Source organism: Actinoplanes sp. NBRC 103695, from assembly GCF_030269485.1.
Classification (GTDB): domain Bacteria; phylum Actinomycetota; class Actinomycetes; order Mycobacteriales; family Micromonosporaceae; genus Actinoplanes.
Window position 1 is genome coordinate 46313 of record NZ_BSTL01000009.1, and the last position, 20063, is coordinate 66375.

At 71.1% G+C, this 20063-nt stretch carries 19 protein-coding genes; 16 read left to right on the top strand and 3 right to left on the bottom strand.

The features are described 5' to 3' along the window. Nucleotides 1-69: 69 nt before the first annotated feature. Together QSK31_RS17165 and QSK31_RS17170 are read left to right on the top strand one after the other, a co-directional pair. Complete coding sequence (locus QSK31_RS17165; protein WP_285685021.1) at nt 70-444, top strand: tetratricopeptide repeat protein; 375 nt, start codon at nt 70-72, stop codon at nt 442-444. Between the two features lie 9 nt (nt 445-453). Beyond that, a complete protein-coding gene (locus QSK31_RS17170) occupies nt 454-744 on the top strand; it encodes a Smr/MutS family protein (protein ID WP_285685023.1) in 291 nt (96 codons plus the stop codon). Here QSK31_RS17170 and QSK31_RS17175 read toward each other — a convergent pair. Next, entirely contained in the window at nt 741-3110 is a 2370-nt protein-coding gene (locus QSK31_RS17175; protein ID WP_352244446.1) for a M28 family peptidase, read from the bottom strand. The two genes, QSK31_RS17170 and QSK31_RS17175, sit on opposite strands and share 4 nt — an antisense overlap. Nucleotides 3111-3185: 75 nt before the next feature. Here QSK31_RS17175 and QSK31_RS17180 point away from each other — a divergent pair, with 75 nt between their 5' ends. From QSK31_RS17180 to QSK31_RS17230, 11 genes are all read left to right on the top strand, one after another. Beyond that, nucleotides 3186-3533: a hypothetical protein gene (locus QSK31_RS17180; protein ID WP_285685027.1), complete on the top strand. Its 348-nt coding sequence runs from the start codon at nt 3186-3188 to the stop codon at nt 3531-3533. Nucleotides 3534-3609: 76 nt separating this feature from the next. Then, nucleotides 3610-4818, top strand: a complete 1209-nt coding sequence (locus QSK31_RS17185) for a PP2C family protein-serine/threonine phosphatase (protein ID WP_285685029.1) — start codon at nt 3610-3612, stop codon at nt 4816-4818. Next, nucleotides 4815-6410 (top strand): sensor histidine kinase, encoded by a 1596-nt coding sequence (locus QSK31_RS17190; protein WP_285685031.1) that lies wholly within the window; start codon nt 4815-4817, stop codon nt 6408-6410. The genes QSK31_RS17185 and QSK31_RS17190 overlap by 4 nt, the downstream gene beginning before the upstream one ends. Before the next feature lie 97 nt (nt 6411-6507). Next, a complete protein-coding gene (locus QSK31_RS17195) occupies nt 6508-6954 on the top strand; it encodes a response regulator (RefSeq protein WP_502872973.1) in 447 nt (148 codons plus the stop codon). Continuing rightward, nucleotides 6947-7753, top strand: coding sequence for an inositol monophosphatase family protein (locus tag QSK31_RS17200; protein ID WP_285685035.1), 807 nt, complete (start codon nt 6947-6949; stop codon nt 7751-7753). The genes QSK31_RS17195 and QSK31_RS17200 overlap by 8 nt, the downstream gene beginning before the upstream one ends. Beyond that, the gene (locus QSK31_RS17205; protein WP_285685037.1) at nt 7753-8514 is read left to right on the top strand and encodes an SDR family NAD(P)-dependent oxidoreductase; all 762 of its coding nucleotides are present in this window, start codon (nt 7753-7755) and stop codon (nt 8512-8514) included. Before QSK31_RS17200 ends, QSK31_RS17205 begins: the two co-directional genes overlap by 1 nt. 66 nt (nt 8515-8580) lie before the next feature. After that, entirely contained in the window at nt 8581-9594 is a 1014-nt protein-coding gene (locus tag QSK31_RS17210; protein WP_285685038.1) for a coiled-coil domain-containing protein, read from the top strand. Between the two features lie 27 nt (nt 9595-9621). Further along, nucleotides 9622-11139, top strand: coding sequence for a fused MFS/spermidine synthase (locus QSK31_RS17215; RefSeq protein WP_285685039.1), 1518 nt, complete (start codon nt 9622-9624; stop codon nt 11137-11139). A gap of 70 nt (nt 11140-11209) precedes the next feature. After that, complete coding sequence (locus tag QSK31_RS17220) at nt 11210-12910, top strand: serine/threonine-protein kinase (RefSeq protein ID WP_285685040.1); 1701 nt, start codon at nt 11210-11212, stop codon at nt 12908-12910. Between the two features lie 70 nt (nt 12911-12980). Beyond that, nucleotides 12981-13946, top strand: a complete 966-nt coding sequence (locus tag QSK31_RS17225) for a glycerophosphodiester phosphodiesterase family protein (protein ID WP_285685041.1) — start codon at nt 12981-12983, stop codon at nt 13944-13946. A gap of 141 nt (nt 13947-14087) precedes the next feature. Next, nucleotides 14088-15356 carry an MFS transporter gene (locus QSK31_RS17230; protein ID WP_285685403.1) on the top strand — a complete coding sequence of 423 codons (1269 nt, stop codon included), beginning with the start codon at nt 14088-14090 and terminating at the stop codon, nt 15354-15356. Nucleotides 15357-15426: 70 nt separating this feature from the next. Here the strand turns inward: QSK31_RS17230 and QSK31_RS17235 are convergent, their stop codons facing one another. Further along, entirely contained in the window at nt 15427-15777 is a 351-nt protein-coding gene (locus tag QSK31_RS17235; protein WP_285685042.1) for a MerR family transcriptional regulator, read from the bottom strand. Between the two features lie 88 nt (nt 15778-15865). On the opposite strand from QSK31_RS17235, the gene QSK31_RS17240 reads away from it, so the two are divergent. Both QSK31_RS17240 and QSK31_RS17245 read left to right on the top strand, forming a co-directional pair. After that, nucleotides 15866-16675 carry a CE1 family esterase gene (locus QSK31_RS17240; protein ID WP_285685044.1) on the top strand — a complete coding sequence of 270 codons (810 nt, stop codon included), beginning with the start codon at nt 15866-15868 and terminating at the stop codon, nt 16673-16675. Between the two features lie 10 nt (nt 16676-16685). Then, nucleotides 16686-17411, top strand: a complete 726-nt coding sequence (locus QSK31_RS17245) for an SDR family NAD(P)-dependent oxidoreductase (RefSeq protein WP_285685045.1) — start codon at nt 16686-16688, stop codon at nt 17409-17411. Here the strand turns inward: QSK31_RS17245 and QSK31_RS17250 are convergent. Then, nucleotides 17383-17790, bottom strand: coding sequence for a hypothetical protein (locus tag QSK31_RS17250; RefSeq protein ID WP_285685047.1), 408 nt, complete (start codon nt 17788-17790; stop codon nt 17383-17385). The genes QSK31_RS17245 and QSK31_RS17250 overlap by 29 nt on opposite strands. A gap of 124 nt (nt 17791-17914) precedes the next feature. Here QSK31_RS17250 and QSK31_RS17255 point away from each other — a divergent pair, with 124 nt between their 5' ends. Further along, nucleotides 17915-20059, top strand: coding sequence for a RecQ family ATP-dependent DNA helicase (locus tag QSK31_RS17255; protein WP_285685049.1), 2145 nt, complete (start codon nt 17915-17917; stop codon nt 20057-20059). Nucleotides 20060-20063 lie beyond the last annotated feature (4 nt).

Genomic DNA, 20063 nt, shown 5'->3' on the forward strand with positions numbered 1-20063 from the left:
GGGTACTCGCCGTTGGCCCGATGTTGTGCCAGCGTTGGTGTTCTCGCGTTCACTACCTTGGAGGCGGTCGTGGATCTTCTTGAGGAGTACCGCAGGGCGACCTTCACCTTCGAGGCCGGTGACCCGGTGGCCGCCGCTCGCATGCTCGAGCCGATCGTCGAGGCGGAACCGCACAACAGCGCTGTTCGCCAGCTGCTGGCCCGGGCCTACTTCAACTCGGCGCAGCTGGCCCGGGCGGAAGCCCAGCTACGGGCGCTGATCGAGCATGATCCGTCGGACCACTACGCACACCACGTGCTCGGCCGGACCCTCGAGAGGGCCGGCCGTTTTCGTGAGGCGCTGCCGCACCTGCGGCTCGCCGCGGCGATGAAGGCCGACCACGGCGATTACCAGGAAGCCCTGCATCGCGTCGAGACATGGCTCGGCAAGAACACCGCCTCGTAAGCTGGACGCGTGAAAATCAAGCTGGACCTGCACGACATCTTCAACAAGGGCACCGAGATCGACCGCGCGCTGCGCGGCGTCATCGACGAGGCCATCGAGAAGAAGGCCACGCTGGTCGAGATCATCCCCGGCAAGGGCAGCGGCGCCCTGAAGAAAAAGGTGCTGCGCTTCCTGGACCAGCGGGAGATCAAGCAGCTCTATCACCGGGTGGAGAAGGACGGCGACAACTGGGGCCGCCTCTTCATCCACTTCAAGTTCGAGTCCGCCCAGGGCAAGGGCCGCCGCGGCCGAGGTCGCTAGAACGTGTAGGTCCTGGCCACCGCCACCATGTCGGACGAGTGGGAGCCGACCACGCCGACGTCGGCGGGTCGGGGGCGGAAACCGGGGAGGGCGGTCAGATCGTCGCTGCCGTCCATCGCGCGGAGGCGAACCGGGCCCGTGCCGGCCAGCCGGAGGATCACCTCGACGCCCTCCGGCGGGGCCGCGAAGAAGACGAAGCCGAAGCCCCACGTGCCGCCGGCCTTCGCTTCGGTCGGGATGGCGCGACCGCCGACCGAGGCCGCGGTGACGGTCACGTCGGAGGCCACGTGCAGGGCGGTGAGGCGTACCGGACGCTGTGACCGAAGCCGCAGGCGAAGCACCCGGCCGGACGCCTCGCGGGTGTCGCTGACGACTGTGACCTGCGGTGCGACGAGATTGTCGGCGGCGGTCGCGGGCCCGGTGAGCAGCTTCTCGTCGCCGAACGCCGGCAGGAAATCGGTCACCGGGCGCTTCGAGCCGGCCACGAACTGCGCGGTCCACGGGCGCGGCCGGGACTCGTCGCTGAGCCAGTAGGCCTGGCTGGTGTCGGTGTCCACGGCGTACATCAGGTGGGTGGGCTCGGGGTGGTCCGCGTCGAACTTGTTCGTGTAGAGGCCGGCGGCGCCGCAGCCGACGATCGCGAGCAGGGCCAGCAGCGACGGCAGCAGGCCGAGCCGGCGGGCGCGCAGGGCGACCGTGCCGCGCTGGCCACCGGCCTCCGGGTGGATCAGGTCCACCAGCGGCAGCAGGGCCAGCCCGAGCGCCACGGCGAGCATCGCGCCGGACGCCGCCAGGACCATGCCCAGCGCCGGGAAGAACAGCAGGACCATCGGCGCCAGTACGACGACCGCTGCCCCGCCGCCGATGATCAGCGCGAGGGTCGAGCCCCAGCCGCCGCGCAACGCGATCGCGAGCAGGCCCATCAGGGCGCCGGCCAGCGCGGGCACGGCGAAGAGGTAGGAGCCGCCGGGCGCGAACCAGGCCAGCAGCAGGCCCAGCACGGCCAGCCAGCCGAGGCCGCCGATCGTCAGCGCGGCGGGCGTCATCCGGCGGCGGAGCAAGGCGTACCAGGCGAACACGACGAACGCGGTGGCCGCGAGCACACCCACCCGGAACCACAGTGGACGGTACGGGTCGATCGGCATGTCGGTGTAGGCCGGCCGGATGATCGTCACCACCTGCCACAGCGACTGCGCGAGCACCGGCGCACCCAGCAGCGGGATCAGGCCCAGCAGGAATCCGCCCCACAGCTTGCCGCGAGTGACCAGGCCGCGCTTGCGGGCCCGCGATCCGAGCCGGAGCACCCCGATCAGGGCGAGCACCGCGATCGGCCAGACCAGCCAGCCCGGGTAGTGCGCGAGGCCGCCGGGCACCGGGAAGTAGGTGGCGTCGCTGCGCGCCTCCAGGCCGGTCAGGTCGCGCCCGCCGAACTCCTCGGCCAGCACCAGCGCGTTCTCCCCGTGATGCTCGAGGCTGTCTCTGTCCATTCGGGACGCCGTGTCGGTCGGTGCGTGATAGTGCGCCGCGCCGTCGATGTACGCGGTGTTCAGCCCGCGGAACCCGGCGTCGCGGAAGGGCGTGAAGTCGGTGTCGTTCGGCAGCAGCCGGTACACCTCGACGGCGAACGACGAGCCGACCGGCTTCGGCGTCTCGGCGAGCACGTCGATCAGCTTCTCGTCGTCCGGCGAGGTCTCGAACGTGATCGCCGGTCCGCTGGTGCCGCGGGCCTCCAGGTTGAGCGCCACGCCGCCCTGCCGGGCCAGCGGATGCTGCCTGACGAACGCCTCGGCGCCGCAGAGGCACGCCTCCTCGCCGTCGGTCAGCACGACGACCAGGTCGTTGCGCAGCTGCCGGCCGGACGAGGTCAGTGCGCGGACCGTCTCGAGGATGGTCGACACCCCGGCGAGATCGTCGTTGGCGCCCGGCCCGGTCTGTACCGAGTCGTAGTGCGCGACCAGAAACACCCGTCCGGTGGACGCGGAACCCGGGATCGTGGCGATCACGTTGCGTACCCGGGCCATCGCGACCCCGCCCGCGGCGCCGGACAACTGCCCACCCTGCTCGGTGATCGTGTCCTGCACCGTCGGGGTCAGGCCGAAGCCGTTCAGCGTGGCGATCAGGTAGTCGCGGACCTTGTCGTCGGCCGCGCTCCCCGCCGGATGCGGCGCCGTCGACATGGCCTGGACGTGCTGAAACGCGCGACCGGCGCTGAACTCGCCGGGTGGCGCGGACACGTCGCGCGCGGCCGGTGGGAGCACCGACCAGACCGACAGAACGCCGACGGCGGCCAGCGCCAGCAAGGCGACCAGGGCGGCCAGGGGGCGAAACCGGGGACGGGTCAGGGCGCGGTCGGGGGCGTCACGCATGGGTGACATCTAATCGTGTCCTCCCGACGCCGGGTACCCGGGTGATCTTTTCGGCGAGTGCCTTAACTTGGAGCGGTGACCGAGCCGCTCGACCCCGCCTCCGTTCTCGCGGAGTTCATCGACCGGGTCGCACCTTACGATCCGTCACCGGATGCTTCACCGGTGGCAATGCTGGCCGTGCGTACAGCGCTCGGTGATCAGGTATTCACGGTCGGCGATCATGTGGTCCGGGCCCTGTGCAAGGCCCTGGACGCGTACCGCGATCCCGACGACCGCGGCGAATGCATCGGCTGCGGCGGACGCCGGCTCGACGAGAACCTGCACTGCGTCGACTGCGGCCAGCTGCACGGCATCCTCGGTCAGGTGATCGCCCACCACGTCCGCCGGGCGGCGGCCGCCGCAGGTGAGGGCGGGATCGGATGACGCCACTGTTGTGCGGTCGTTCGGGTTGGTACACGATCTGCATGTCACGCCCGGCCGAGTCGAGTGGGGTATCGGCATGACGGAACGGTCGGTCGCGCCGCGTACCAACACGGCCGTTCCCGCCGCGCTCAGCCCCGAACGCCTGCGCATCCTGCTCGTCGAGGACGACGAGGGTGACGCGTTCCTGGTGCGTGAGCTGCTAGACGAGGCCGGCGCCCCGTTCGAACTGGTCGTGGCGCGCAGCCTGCGCGAGGCGCGCGGCATGACCCGCGGCATCCACTGCGTGCTGCTCGACCTGGGCCTGCCGGACGCCGAGGGCATCGACGGGCTGCGCCGCTTCCTGACGTTCGCGGGCAGCGCCGCCGTGTGCGTGCTGACCGGCCGCTCCGACGAGCACCTGGGCGTCGCCGCGGTCGCCGAGGGCGCGCAGGACTACCTGGTCAAGGGTCAGGTCGACGGGGTGCTGCTGACCCGGGCGCTGCGCTACGCGGTCGAGCGGAAACGGTCCGACGAGAACGCCCGGCGGCTGCGCGAGGTGGAGCTGCGGCAGTCCGAGTCGGCCCGGCTGGAACGCGGTCTGCTGCCTCAGCCGCTGATGGACACCACCAAGGTCGCGGTGCACACGTTCTACCGCTCCGGCCGGGCGATGGGCCTGCTCGGCGGCGACTTCTTCGACGTCATCCAGGTCGGCGAGGACAAGCTGCACCTGATCGTCGGCGACGTCTGCGGGCACAGCGTGGACGAGGCGGCGCTCGGGGTGGAGCTCCGGGTCGCGTGGCGGGCCCTGGTGCTCGCCGGCGTGGCCGACGACGAGGTGCTCAAGGCGCTGGAGCAGGTGCTGATGACCGAACGGCGGGCGCGCGAGGTGTTCGCGACGGTCGCGGCGGTGGTGCTCGACCTTTCGAACAACCGCGCGACGGTACGCCTGGCCGGCCATCCGCCCCCGGTGCAACTGGTGGGCGGCAAAGTGGCGCCGGTGACCGCCCGGACCGGGATCGTGCTGGGCGTACGCCCCAGGCCGACGCCGGCCTCCGAGGTCACGTTCGCGGGCGAGGACTGGTCGCTGCTGCTCTACACGGACGGACTCATCGAGGGGCACAGCGGAGTGGGCAACGAACGTCTCGACATCGAGGGGCTCTGCGCCCTGCTCGACGAACCGGCCGCGCGCGACGTGCCGCTGGCCGCCCTGCCCGCGTGGCTGGTCGGGCGCGCCGAGCAGGCCAACGGCGGCCCGCTCGCCGACGACGTGGCCATGCTGCTGATCTCCCGGGGCGGTGGCCGGTGAACCTCTTCCGGCTCAGCACCTGGGCGTTGCGGCGCCGGGTCCTCGCCCTGTGCCTCACGGTCGGTGTGATCCTCTCGGCACTCGGCATCTACGCGGCGGTGATCGCCAACCAGAGCAACACGTACGTGGACGATCTGCTCAACCGCACCGGCCCGATGCGGGTCGCCGGCGAGAACCTGGTCACCGCGTACGTCGACCAGGAGACCGCGGTCCGCGGCTACGCGATCAGCGGCAGACCGGAGAACCTCGACCCCTACAACGAGGGTGTGAAGAACGCCAACCAGCTGATCGCGACGATTCGCGGGCAGTTGCGCCCGCAGGAGGACGACGACGACGTCCGCGCCGCGCTCGCCGAGGTGGTCCAGCGGGCCGACGCGTGGCGGGCCGGGGTCGCCGACCCGGTCATCAGCGCCGTGCAGACGCGGGGCGTGGCGGCCTCACAGGTGCTGATCGACCAGGCCGGCACCCGGCTCTTCGACGACCTGCGGGCTTCCATCGGCACGCTGCAGGCCGACATCCTGATCCTGCGCAACGTCGTCGCCGACGCCGCCCGGCAGACCGGCAGCAGGCTGGTCGCGGTGGAGATCGCGGTGGCGGCCATCATCATCCTGGCCGGTGCGTCGTTGCTGCTGCTGCTCGACCGGCTGGTCACCCGGCCGGTCGTCGAGCTGGCCGAGCAGGTTCGCGAGGTGGCGGCGGGCGACTACGACAAACACATCTACAGCGCCGGTTCACCCGAGCTCAGGGTGCTCGCCGAGGACGTCGACGGGATGCGCAAACAGATCGCGGCCGAGCTGGCCGAGGTCCGCGAGGCGCGCTCCCAGATCGAGTGGGTCAACGATCAGCTGAAGGTGCAGGCCGAGGAGTTGGTCCGGTCCAACCGTGACCTCGAGCAGTTCGCCTACGTGGCGTCGCACGACCTGCAGGAGCCGCTACGCAAGGTGGCCAGCTTCTGCCAGCTGCTGCAGCGCCGCTACGCCGGGCAGATGGACGAGCGCGCCGACCAGTACATCGGGTTCGCCGTCGACGGCGCCCAGCGGATGCAGCGCCTGATCAACGACCTGCTCGCGTTCTCCCGGATCGGCCGGCTCACCTCCGGCTTCACCGACGTCGACCTGGACAGGGTGCTGGCCGACGTGAAATCACAGCTGGAGACCGCGGCCGGTGACGACGCGGAGATCGTCTGGACGGACCTGCCGGTGGTGGAGGGCGAGGAACCGCTGCTCACCACGCTGTTCGTCAACCTGATCGGCAACTCGCTGAAGTTCCGCCGGCCGGACGTGCCGCCGCGCATCGAGGTGTCGGCCGGGCGGGACGGCGACGAGTGGCGGATCACCGTGCGCGACAACGGGATCGGCATCGAGCGGGAGTTCGCCGACAAGGTCTTCGTGATCTTCCAGCGGTTGCATGCCCGGGACGCGTACGAGGGCACCGGTATCGGACTGGCGATCGTCAAGAAGATCGTCGAATACCATGGCGGCCGGATCTGGCTGGACCTGGACGTGGACGAGGGCACCTCGATCAACTTCACGCTTCCCGTGCCCGCCGTGCTCGTTGCAGCAGAGGAACCACGGAAAGAGGTCACCGCATGACCGACTGCACCGAGCGGCACCAGCCGGCGCGTGCCAACGGCGTCGCGGGCGAGGGCCAGAAGGGCATGCGAAAGGTGGGCTCGGAATGACCGGTGCGATGAATCGGAAGGACGGCACCCCTATCGAGGTGCTGCTCGTCGAGGACGATCCGGGCGACGTGCTCATGACGCAGGAGGCGTTCGAGGAACACAAGGTTCAGAACAGGCTGACCGTCGTGTCCGACGGCGCCGAGGCGCTGGCCTACCTGCGCCGCGAGGGTCAGTACGCCGACGCGGTGCGGCCCGACCTGATCCTGCTCGACCTCAACCTGCCGAGACGCGACGGGCGCGAGGTCCTCGCCGAGATCAAGAAGGACGAGGACCTGGGCCGGATCCCGGTCGTCGTGCTGACCACCTCGGCCGCCGACGAGGACATCCTGCGCAGCTACCAGCTGCACGCGAACGCCTACGTCACCAAGCCGGTGGACTTCGAGCGGTTCATCTCGGTGATCCGGCAGATCGACGAGTTCTTCGTCAGCGTCGTGAAGCTGCCCCCGCGTGCTTGATCAGGTGAGCGACCTCATCAAGGAGGTCGCGGCGACGGTGGTGCTGCCTCGTTTCCAGCACTTGAGCTCCGAGGATGTGCAGGTCAAGACCCCCGGCGACGTGGTCACGATCGCCGACCAGGAGGCCGAGCGGGCGCTGACCGCCGGGCTCACCGCCCTGCTGCCCGGGTCCGTCGTGGTCGGCGAGGAAGCGGTGGCGGACGACCCCGGCGTGCTGCGCCGGGTGCACAACTCCGGCGCCGTCTGGATCGTCGACCCGATCGACGGCACGAACAACTTCGCCGCCGGCAAGACGCCGTTCGCGGTGATGGTCGCGCTGCTCAACGACGGTGAACCGGCCGCGTCCTGGATCCTCGACGTGGTCGCCGACCGGATGACGATGGCCGAGGCGGGCAGCGGCGCCACGATCGACGGCGTCCGGGTGAAGACCCGCACCGACGATCCCGGTGTCGCGGCGATGACCGGCGTGGTGGCCCGCAAGTACCTGACCGCCGAGCTGCGCGCGCTGGCCGACGCGAACGCGCACCATTTCGGACGGGTGACCGCCGGCCATCACTGCGCGGGTTACGAATATCCCGCGGTGGCGACCGATGAGCAGCAGTTCGCCCTGTTCTGGCGGGTTCTGCCGTGGGACCACGTGCCCGGCGCGCTGATCCTGCGCGAGGCCGGCGGCACGGCCCTGCACCTGGACGGCAGCGCGTACCACCCGGCCGACTCGGACCTCGGCCTGCTGGTCGCCCCCAACGACGACATCTGGCACACGGCACGCGAGACGCTGTTCCCGGGCCACGTCTTCTGATGTCGGAGTACCTGAACGAGATCTTCGGGCTCGGCGGCAGACTGGCCGTGGTCACCGGTGGGACGTCGGGCATCGGGCGCGTCATGGCGGTCGCGCTCGGTCGCGCCGGCGCCCGGGTCGCGGTGGTCGCGCGCGGCGCTTCCGGGCTGGCTTCGACAGTCGACGAGCTGCGCGGTTACGGCGTGGACGCCTTCTCGGTGTCGGCCGACCTGTCCTCCCGGGCGGCGGTCGGCCGGGTGATCGAGGAGGTCGGCGAGCCGGACATCCTGGTCAACTCCGCGGCGGTCAACCGGCGGCCACCGCTGGACGACCTGACCGAGGACGACTGGGACGTCACGCTGGCCGCCAACCTGACCGCGCCGTTCCTGCTGGGCCAGGCCTTCGGGCGGCGGATGGCCGAGCGCGGCTGGGGGCGGATCATCAACGTCGCGTCGCAGCAGGCGTTCCGGGCCTACGGGAACAGCGGCGCCTACGGCGTGTCCAAGGCGGGCCTGGTCGCGTTGACCCGATCGCAGGCGGAGGCCTGGTCGCGGCGGGGCGTGTGCTGCAACGCGATCGCGCCCGGCGTGGTGCACACCCCGCTGACCGAGGAAGTGTTCGCCGATCCGTCCAAAGTCCGCGTGCACGCCGCGCGGGCGATGACTGGTCGTAACGGCGTACCGGAGGATTTTGCCGGTTGTGTCGTTTATCTGGCGAGTGACGCGAGCGCTTCGGTCACCGGGCAGACACTCTTCGTCGATGGTGGATATTCCGCAACCTGATCGAGGTGCATGCATACCGCCCGCCCGGGTAGAGTCGCGTCGCTTCATGACCTTGGGAGGTAGAGCGTGGCGGCGAATCTCCTCCGGCGGCTGGCCGCTGTCGTGGCCCTGCTGGTTGTCGTGCTGGGCGCGGTGCTGACCGCCCCGAGCCCGGCGAGTGCGGCGCCCGATCCGGAGGGCGGCAGCAAGACGCTGCGCGCCGCGCTGGAGTCGGCCGCCAAGGGACACGTCGAGGCGACGCAGCGCCTGGCGGCCTCGCAGAAACGTCAGAAACGGCTGCAGAACACGCTGCTGCAGGCGCAGGTGGAGAGCAAGCAGCTGGAGAAGCAGGTCGGTGCCGTGGCCGCCCGCTCCTACCGGCTCGGCCGCTTCAACACGATGACGCTGCTGCTCAACGCCAGCTCACCGGACTCCTTCCTGGAACGGGTGCAGCGACTCGACGTGATGGCCCAGCTCGACGGGCGGGCGATGACCCGCTACCGCGAGGCGATCGCCACCTACACCAAGGCGAAAGCCGCCGTCGACCTGGAGATCAAGGAACAGCGCAAGCAGGTCCTGATCCTCGCCAAGAAGAAGAAGGAGGCCGAGATCGCGCTGGCCAGCGTCGGCGGTGGCAGTGTCGCCGGCGGATTCGTCAGCGCCAACTCGCCGCTCGCCAAGCCCGCCCCGCGCAACTCGGACGGCTCCTGGCCCAGGGAACGCTGCACCGTCGACGACCCGACCACCGGCGGCTGCATCACGCCGCGGCTGCTGAACGCGTACCAGCAGGCCAAGTCGGCCGGATTCAAGCGCTACACGTCCTGCTTCAGCGAGCGGGCGTCCGGTGAGCATCCCAAGGGCCGGGCCTGTGACTTCTCCGCCAACGCGAGCGGCTTCCAGAACGTCAACGCCAGTGGCGGCGACAAGGCGTACGGCAACAGCCTGGCCGGCTACTTCGTGAAGAACGCCGACCGGCTGGGCGTCATGTACGTGATCTGGTTCCGCGAGATCTGGATGCCGAGCACCGGCTGGCGTGCGTACAGCGGTTCCGGCGGGCCCAGCGCCACGCACACCAACCACGTGCACCTGTCCATGCTCTGACCAGGTTCGGTCGGTACCCTTCGCCCGATGGAAACGCCGCCGGAGCACCCGCGTCCCCTGCCCAACGCATTGGCCACGGCCCTGGTGTTCTTCGCCAGTGGCGCGGTGCTGGTGCTGGAGATCGTGGCGCTGCGGCTGGTCGGGCCGTACGTCGGCGTCACCCTGCAGGTGAGCAGTTCGGTCATCGGCATCTCGCTGGCGGCGATCGCGTACGGGACCTGGCTGGGCGGCCGGCTCGCCGACCGGTACGACCCGCGGGTGCTGCTCGCCCCGGCACTGATCCTCGGCGCGATCGGCACGGCGATCACCCTGCCGCTGGTCCGGTGGGGTGGCGAGGTGCTGCGCGGCGGCGCTGCTCCGGCCGTACTCCTGCTTGCCGCCCTTGCGGTTTTTCTGCCCGCCTTTCTGCTGTCCTCGATCAGTCCGCTGGTGGTCAAGCTTCAGCTCGGCGACCTGCGCCGGACCGGTGAGGTGGTCGGGCGGCTGTCCAGTTTCGGGACGCTCGGGGCGATCACCGCGACGCTCGGGACCGGCTTCATCTTCGTCGCCGCGATGCCGAGCAGCTGGATCATCCTGACCCTGGCGGTGCTGCTCGCGGTGGCCGGATTCGGGCTCGGCTGGTGGCTGCGCCGCCGCGATCCGGCGGTGGTCACGCCGGGCAAGCCGCGCACGCGCGCAGCCCTGGCCGCGATCGGGCTGGCCGGTGCGGGGTTGGGCGGGCTCGCGCCGACGCCGTGTGACGTGGAGACCGCCTACCACTGCGCCCGCGTCGACTCCGATCCGGCCGTCGCCGGTGGACGGACCCTCATTCTCAACAGCGCCCGGCACTCGTACGTCGACCTGAACGACCCCGAGCACCTCGACTTCGCGTACGTGCAGTGGCTCGGCGCCGTCACCGACACGATCCGGCTGCCGGCGGCCCCACTGTCGGCGCTGCACCTGGGCGGCGGCGGGTTCACCATGCCGGCGTACGTGGCGGCCACCCGGCCGGGCAGCGACCAGCTCGTCCTGGAACTCGACGGCGGCCTGGTCGACCTGGACGAGCGTGAGCTGGGCCTGCGCACCGGCCCCCAGTTGCGCACCCGGGTCGGCGACGCCCGGGTGGGCCTGGCCGAGCAGCGCACCGGCGCGTACGACCTGGTGATCGGCGACGCCTTCGGGCACCTAGTCGTCCCGTGGCACCTTGCCACCAAGGAGATGGCCGCCGACATCTCCCGGGTCCTGAAGCCGGACGGGGTCTACGCCCAGAACGTCATCGACTACCCGCCGGGCCGCTTCATCCGCGCCGAGCTCAAGACGGTCGCCGCGGTCTTCCCGCACGTCGCGCTGATCGCCCCGCCGGCCGCTCTGGCCGGTGAGACGGGCTCCAACTTCGTGATCGTCGCCTCGCGGTCGCCGTTGCCGATGACCTTCCTGCGGGAGGCCCTCGATCTGGCCGACGAGCCGGTGACCCTGCTGGACGGCGCGGAGCTGAGTTCGTACATCGGCGACAGCCGCGTGCTCACCGACGATTACGCCCCCGTGGACCAATTGCTCCAAGGGTGACGCCTCGGACATAGAGGGCGGTTTCTCCATGCGGCATCCAGCCGTGCATGGTTAGCATCACAATCGGCATATGGGGCGGATCGGACGGCGCATCGCGGACCGGTACCGTCTTGTCGAGAAGCTCGGCACCGGCGGGATGTCCGAGGTCTGGCGCGGCTACGACGAGATCCTCGGGCGCGACGTCGCCATCAAGGTGCTCGCCCCGCGGCTGGCCGGCGACGACGCCTTCCGCGGCCGGATGCGCCAGGAGGCCCTCGCCGCCGCGAGCCTCTGCCACCCGCACATCACCAGCATCTTCGACTTCGGCGAGTCCCCGGTCGGCTTCTCGCGGGCCGGCGGTGATCTCGCCGTTCCGTTCGTCGTCATGGAGCTCAACGACGGCGAGCCGGTGTCCGCCCGGGTCCGCCGGAACGGCCCGATGGCCTGGCGCGAGGCCGTCACCCTGGCCGCCGAGGTCGCCTCCGCACTGGCCACCGCGCACGCCAGCGGCGTCGTGCACCGGGACATCACGCCCGCCAACGTGATGGTCACCCGGGCCGGCGCCAAGGTCGTCGACTTCGGCATCTCCGCGCTGGTCGGCCAGCGCGACGCCGCCCCCGACGGCAGCCTGCTCGGCACTCCCGCCTACCTGGCCCCGGAACGCCTCGGCGGCGTCGACGTCTCCCCGGCCACCGACGTCTACGCGCTCGGCGTACTGCTCTACCGCATCCTGACCGGTCGGCTGCCCTGGCCGGCCGAGAACACCACCGAGGCCCTGCGCGCGCATCTCTACGCCGAACCTGAACCGATGCCCTCCCTGCCCGGCCTGCCACCTGTCGTGTCCGACCTCTACCTGCGCTGCCTCGAGAAGGCGCCCGAGGACCGCCCGCAGGCCGCCGAGCTGGCGATCCGGCTGGGCGCGGCCGTCGGCCTGCAGCCGAACGTCCCGATGTTGCCCGTTCCCGCGGCTGCCTCCTCCCCGGCGCCGGTCAAGGTTTCCGTACGCCCGACCAAGTCGCTGCGGCTGCGGGCCGGGCTGCGGCTGCTCACCGCCCTGCACGTCGGCGTGGCCAAGCCGCTCGGCGGCGGACTGTTCCGCGGCGGCCAGGTCTTCCACGACCTGGTCACCGGCAAGCTCCGGCTGCAGGCGGGCGCGGCCACGGTCGCGCTGCTGGCGGTGGTCGGGCTGAGCTGGACGGCGGCCCGGGAGCCGGCCGAAGCAGGACCGGCGCAAGCGTCGGCGGCAGGGGCGGGCACCCCGGCCGGGGTCGTGCACGCCGCCGAGTGCGCGGTGCGCTACCGGGTCGAGAAGGACACCGGCGCCGACTTCGAGGCGCGGCTCACCGTGGTCAACACCGGCGGCAACGCCGTCGGGGACTGGCGTATGGCCTTCACGTACCCGGGAACCCAGCGCCTCAAGGACCCGGCGCAGGCCGTCGCCCAGGACGGCCGGCGGGTGGTGCTGCGCGGCCGCAAGGATCTGGGTCCGGGGCGGTCGGTGAGTGTTCTGCTGCGCGGGGCCTACAAGGGCAGCAACCCGCTGCCGCTCGCGTTCACGCTCGACGGGCGTACCTGTGAGGCCGAGGTGGTCGGCGCTCGCACCATCGAGGCCGTTGTTTCGCCGCCTCGGCGTTCTTCCTCCTCGGCGCCCCCCGCCGAGCGCAGGCCCAAGAAACCGCGCAAGAAGCCGGCACCGAAACCCGCCGCCGAACCCAAGGTCGAAAAGGCCGACGAACCGGTGCGCCCCGCGCCTCCGCCGGTCCGCGTCGGTGGCTTCTCGGTCGCCATCTAGAAACACCACCCTGGGCGTGACGTTTACCTTTTCGTTGTCTGGAGCCCACCCGCCCGTAGCGTGCCGACCGTTGAATTTGATCGTGGACTACCAGCCGACCAGGCCATTGGTGATCGGTCACCGCGGCGCCTGCGGATACCGCCCGGAACACACCCTCGAGTCGTACCGCCTCGCCATCCGGCTCGGCGCCGACTACATCGAGCCCGACCTCGTCTCCACCCGCGACGGCGTCCTGGTCGCGCGGCACGAGAGCGACATCTCGCACACCACCGACGTCGCCGCCCACCCCGAGTTCGCGAGCCGCCGTACCACCAAGATCATCGACGGCTTCGAGGTCACCGGGTGGTTCACCGAGGACTTCACGTTCGCCGAGCTGCGCGCGCTCCGCGCGATCGAGAGGCTTCCCGGCGTACGCCCGCAGAACACGGTCTTCAACGGCCGCTTCACCGTGCCGACCTTCCAGGAGATCCTCGACCTGGCCTCCGAGGAGGAACGCCGCCGCGGCCGGCCGATCGGGGTGTACCCGGAGACCAAGCACCCGTCGCACTTCGCGTCGATCGGGCTGGCCCTCGAGGAGCCGCTGGTCCGGACGCTGTACCGCAACGGCTTCGCGGACCGGACCGACCACATCCTGATCCAGTCGTTCGAGGCGTCGTCGCTGACCAGGATCAGCACGATGACCGACATCCGGCTGATCCACCTGCTGGAGGAACCGGCCGCCGACCTCGAGGCGATCGCCCGGTACGCGTACGGCATCGGCCCCGACAAGGACCTGCTGGCCGCCGACCCGCGGATGGTGCGGCGCGCGCACGACGCCGGGCTGGTCGTGCACGCGTACACGATCCGCGCCGAGAACCAGTTCCTGCCCGCCGAACTCCGCATCGGCACCGACCCGACCGCCCGCGGCGACGTCATCGCCGAGTACGAGCACTTCCTCGACATGGGCGTCGACGGCTTCTTCACCGACCACCCCGACACCGCGGTGGCGGCGGTAAATGCCGCGCTTCGGCACCGGGTGCCGGTTAGCGTGGGCTGATCGTTTCCTCAGTCTCGCCTCGAAGGGATCTGATGATGCTTCTCACCATGGCCAAGGTCCCCGCCGCGTAGCGAGGACGTCGCCTTTCCCTCGCTCCCAGGCGGTCTCCGACCTTCATCCCGCCTGTCTGAGGAGCATCTTCTGCGTGCCCTGGTTCCCGCGCGTCTCGGCGCGGACTTCGGAAAACTCTGGACCGCGTCCGCGGTCTCCAACCTGGGCGACGGCGTCACCATGGTCGCCGGGCCCCTGCTCGTCTCCACCCTGACCACCGACCCCGCCGCCGTGGCCGGCGCGGTCTTCGCCCAGCAACTGCCGTGGCTGCTGTTCGCGCTGATCAGCGGCGCCTGGGCGGACCGGCTCGACCGCCGCCGGCTGGTCGTCGCCGTGAACGTCGTCCGAGCCCTGGCGATCGCCTTCCTGGCCGCGTCGATCGCCGCCGGGTTCGTCTCGGTGCCTCTGATCTACGCGGTCTTCTTCGTCCTGGGCACCGGCGAGACCCTGGCCGACACGGCGGCCTCCGCCTTCGTGCCGTCGATCGTGGCCGAGCGGAACCTGCCGCTGGCGAACTCCCTGCTCGGCGGCACCTTCACCGTGATCAACCAGTTCGCGGCGAAGCCCTTCGGCGCCTGGCTGTTCGCGGTGGCCGCGGCGTTGCCCTTCGGCCTCAACGCCGCGTCGTTCCTGGCGTCGGCCCTGCTCATCGCGGTGCTGCGGACGGTTCCGCCGCCCGCTCCACCTGCCTCGGCGCGTCGGTCCCTGGCCGTGGACATCGGTGCCGGGCTGCGGTTTCTCTGGGGGCACCGGCTGCTGCGCAGCCTGGCGGTCACCATGGCCTTCGGCAACCTGGTCTTCTGCGCGGCGTTCGCGATCTTCGTCCTCTACGCCCGCTCCGTGCTGGGTCTCTCCTCCTTCGGGTACGGGGTACTCCTCACCGCCTTCGCCGTCGGCGGCCTCCTCGGCACATTCCTGGCGCCGTGGCTGATGCGGTCGGTCGGAGCGACCGCGCTGCTGCGGATCGGCCTGCTCATCGAGGTAGGGCTGCACGCCACACTCGCCGCGACCTCCGACCCGTGGCCGGCGGCGGCCTCGATCGTCGTCTTCAGCATCCACGCCGCGGTCTGGGGCACGATCGTCGTGACCATCCGGCAGCGCACCGTCCCACCCGCCATGTACGGCCGGGCCACCAGCGTCTACGCCCTGCTCGACCTGGGCGGCGCCGCAATCGGGTCCCTCAGCGGTGGCCTGGTCGCACAGTCATTTGGCCTGGTGGCGACATTCTGGACGGCCGCCGCCGCGATGGTCCTCGTCACCGTGGCAGCGTGGCGCCCGCTGGGCATCGCGACGGCCGCGCTCAAACCGTCCGCCGTGCCGTCCGCTGGGCCTTCTGCCGGGCCTTCTGCCGGCGGATGATCTTCTTGCCGGCGCTGGCCTTCCGCCGGCGCCGGCCGCGGCCTTCCTCGTGCTCCCCGCCGGCGGCGGCTCAGCCGGTCTGGTCGGCGAGGAAGCGGGTCAGGGTGTCGCGGGTCTCGGTCAGGTGGGTCACTCGCGCGGCGATGTCGTCGCGGATGGCGGTCACCCGCTCGACGACGTTCTGACAGACGGCCTGGTCGACGCCCTCGCCGGTGGTGCACGGCAGCACCGTGCGGACGAGCTCGCTCGGGAAGCCCAGGCCGTACAGCGAGCGGATCGTCAGCACCGTCACCACCGCGTCGTCGCCGTAGTCGCGGTAGCCGTTGGGCCGCCGCTCGGCCGCGATGAGCCCCTGCTGCTCGTAGTAGCGCAAGGACCGGGCACTCACCCCGGTCCTCGCGCTGAGCTCACTGATCCGCACCGGCGCCTCCTCGGGGCTCACTGATCCGCACCGGCGCCGCCTCTCGCGGACTTGACCTTGACACGATGTCAAAGTTTAGCGTCGAGACATGCGCGAAAGCATCGAGGTTTCCGGCCGTACCAGGACTTTCACCGTGGCCGGAACGCCCAGCAAGGATCTCGTCCTGGTCTTCCACGGCTCCAAGCAGACCGGGGACAAGCACCGCGACTTCACCGGCCGCGCCTTCGACAACCTGGGGGTGGTCGCGTACCTGGACGGCTACCGCAAGCAGTGGAACGACGCCCGCCGGCAGAGCTCGTTCGCCGCCCGCACCGAGAACGTCGACGACGTCGGATTCGCCCGCGCCGTGATCGACAGGCTGACCGCCAGTCACGGCGTCGATCCGGGCCGGGTCTTCGCGGCCGGTTACTCCAACGGCGGCCAGATGGTGATGCGGCTGATGCACGAGGCGCCAGAGCTGCTCGCCGGCGCGGCGATCATCGGATCGACGATGCCCGCCCCGGACGACTTCCTGATGCCGCATCCCGCGCCCGCCCCGAAGCCGATGCCGGTGCTGCTGATCCACGGCACGAAGGACCCGCTCATCCCGTACCGGGGCGGCCCCATGCGGTGGTGGGTCCGGACCCTGTTCAAGGTCGGCGGCGAGTCCCTGTCCGCGCCGGCGACCGCCGCATACTTCGCGAGGCGCAACGGGATCACGACCGATCCGGTCACGACGACGGTGGCCCCGGCGGTGGAACGTACCGCCCATGACCAGGACGGGCGGCCGCCGGTGGTCCTCTACACGGTCCACGGCGGCGGCCACACCATCCCCGGCCCGCGGCGGAACCCGGCAATGCTCGGGCGCACCAACCAGGACATCTCGGCGGCCGATCTGATCGCTGACCTGCTCCGCTAGGGTTCGGGGCATGTCCAGACTCGCAGTTGTCAGTGGCGGTGGGACCGGGATCGGGCGGGCGATCGGCGGGATGCTGGCCGGTGAGGGCTACGACGTGATCATCGTCGGCCGTCGGCCCGAGGTGCTCGCCGACGCCGTGAAGTGGATCGGGCCGCAGGCCTCGTCGGTGACCGCCGACCTCGTCGACCCGGAGCAGGTCGGCGCTGTGGTCGAGGCGGTCGCCGGGCGTCCACTGGACGTGCTGGTCAACAACGCCGGCGCCTTCATCAGCGGGGACGACTCGACGCCGACCGGCCTGGTCGAGCACTGGCGAGCCACCCTCGACTCCAACGTCACCACCGCGGTGCTGCTCACCGAGTCGCTGCGCCCGCTGCTGCGCCGGCCGGGCGGCACGGTGATCCTGACCAGCTCGATCGCGGCCCAGCGCGGTGGCGGCGGGCCGTACTCCGCGGCCAAGGCTGCCCTGCACGGTTACATGCTCGATCTGGCCGTGCAGCTCGGCCCGGAAGGCATCACCGCGAACGTGATCTCGCCGGGGTACATCACCGACAGCGAGTTCTTCCTGGGCCGGATGACCGAGGAGGGCCACCGCAAGCGGGTCGACGCCACGCTGGTCGGCCGGCCCGGCATCCCGGCCGACATCGCCGAGTCCGTCCGCTGGCTGGTCGGTCCGGGTGGTGGCTTCGTCACCGGGCAGGTCATCAACGTCAACGGGGGCTCGGTCCTGGGGCGGTGAACGGGGCCTCGCCCGGCTCGTCCGCCCGGAACCGCAGCGCCGACCAGTGGTCGTCGATCGCCACCTGTGAGTTGGGCCGCAGGCCGAACTCGGCGATGATCGGCCACAGGGTGTCGCGGTTGATGTCCGCCCTGCCGCCCTTGGGGTAGGCGACCCAGAGCACGGCCGGCTTGGTCAGGTCGGCCTGATGCGTCTCCATCAGCCGGTGGGCCGTCGCGGCGTCATCGGCGAACATGATCGCCGTGCTGGCGGTGGCCAGCTGGTCGCTCTCGCGTACCCCCTCGGGCATGGGTGTGAGAAGGGTGACGTGGCCCGGGTCGGACAACCAGACGGTCGTGTGCGGTTTGATCTGAAGCTTCTCGGCGAGCGTCTTGGACATGGCACCACCCTTGCACCGCGAGAAGCCGGACGGCGCCGATTCGGGTGGTCCTGTGGATGACGTCGGCCCTGTGGATAACGGCAGTTCTGTCGGAGGCGGCTGGTAGACATGCGGCGTGGCAGAAATGACGACAGTCAGCGACGCGGAGCGGGCAGTGGTGCGCGAGTGCGCCGAGGAGGTGCTGCGCAAGCTCGCCGGTGAGCACGCGGTCCTGCGTGCCGACCAGTGGCGAGCCATCGAGGCGCTGGTGATCGACCGCCGGCGGGTGCTCTGCGTGCAGCGCACCGGGTGGGGCAAGTCGGCGGTCTACTTCGTGGCCACCGCCCTGCTGCGCGACGGCGTCGCGGCCGAGGCGGGCGAGCCGCCGGCCGGGCCCACGGTGATCGTGTCGCCGCTGCTCGCGCTGATGCGCAACCAGGTGGAGGCGGCCGCGCGGGCCGGCATCCGGGCGCGCACGATCAACTCGGCCAACCTGGACGAGTGGGGCGAGATCACCGCTGAGATCCGGGCCGGCGAGGTCGATGTGCTGCTGATCAGTCCCGAGCGGCTGAACAATCCGGACTTCCGCGACAACGTGCTGCCCGGCCTGGCGTCGACCACCGGCCTGCTCGTGGTGGACGAGGCGCACTGCGTCTCCGACTGGGGCCACGACTTCCGGCCGGACTACCGGCGGTTGCGCACGTTCCTGGCCGGGCTGCCCGAGCGGACCCCGGTGCTCGCGACCACGGCGACGGCGAATGAGCGGGTGACCGCCGACGTGGCCGATCAGCTGGGCGACGCGCTGGTGCTGCGCGGCACGCTCGACCGCGACTCGCTGCGGCTGGCCGTGCTGCCGCTGCCCGACCCGGCGCACCGGCTGGCCTGGCTGGCCGACCATCTGGAGGAGCTGCCCGGGTCAGGCATCGTCTACACCCTGACCGTGGCCGCGGCGACCGAGACGGCCGACTTCCTGCGGTCGCGGGGGTTCCCGGTGGCGTCCTACACCGGCCAGTCCGAGGATGCCGACCGGCGCGCGGCCGAACAGGACCTGCTGGACAACAAGATCAAGGCGCTGGTGGCCACGTCGGCGCTGGGCATGGGCTTCGACAAGCCCGATCTCGGTTTCGTCGTGCACCTGGGCGCGCCGCCGTCGCCGATCGCCTACTACCAGCAGGTCGGCCGGGCCGGGCGCGCGGTGGAGCACGCCGAGGTGGTGCTGCTGCCCGGCCCGGAGGACAGGGCGATCTGGCGCTACTTCGCATCGCTGGCGTTCCCGCCGGAGGACCAGGTGCGGCTCGTGCTGGCCAACCTGTCGGCGGACCGTCCGATGTCGACGCCCGCGCTGGAACCGCTGGTCGACCTGCGACGGGCCCGGCTCGAGATGATGCTCAAGGTGCTCGACGTGGACGGCGCGGTCCGCCGGACCCGCGGCGGCTGGACCGCGACCGGTGAGCCGTGGACCTACGACGCCCCCCGCCTGCGCCGCGTTGCCGAGACACGCACGGCAGAGCAGGAGACCATGCTGGAGTACGCACGCACGAGCACGTGCCGCATGGAGTTCCTCCGCCGCTGCCTGGACGACCCCGAGGCGCAGCCGTGCGGCCGGTGCGACACCTGTGCCGAGCCGCTCTTCGACACCGACGTGTCACCCGACGCGCTGGCCGCCGCGCATGCCTTCCTGGGCAAGCCGGGCGTGCCGATCGCGCCGAAGAAGATGTGGCCCACCGGCATGGACGCGGTCGGCGTCCCGGTGAAGGGCAAGATCCCGCCGGCCGACCAGATCCGGGCGGGCCGTGCCGTGGGCCGGCTCTCCGACCTGGGCTGGGGTGCCCGGCTGCGCCAATTGGTCGAGGGCGCCGATGCCGCGTTGCCGGAGGACGTCGCCGGTGCCGTGGTTCAGACGCTCAAGTCCTGGGCGCAGGGCGAGGACCGCTGGGAGGAGCGCCCGGTCGCGGTCGTGGCCGTGGGCTCCAGCCGGCGACCGGCCCTGGTGCGCGGCGTCGCCGAGCACATCGCGTCGGTGGGCCGGCTGCCGTTCCTGGGTGAGCTGTCGTCGTCCCACCAGGGGAACGATGAGCCCCGGGGCAACAGCGCTCAACGCGTCCGCGAGCTGCACGACGCCTTCACGGTCCCGCCGGAGCTGGCGGCCGCGGTGTCCGGTTTGGGCGGCCCGGTGCTGCTGGTCGACGACCTGGTCGACTCCGGCTGGACGATGGTGCTGGCCGGTCGCGCGCTGCGCCGGGCGGGCGCCCCGGCCGTCCTCCCGCTCGCCCTCGCCGTGGCGGGGTGACGAT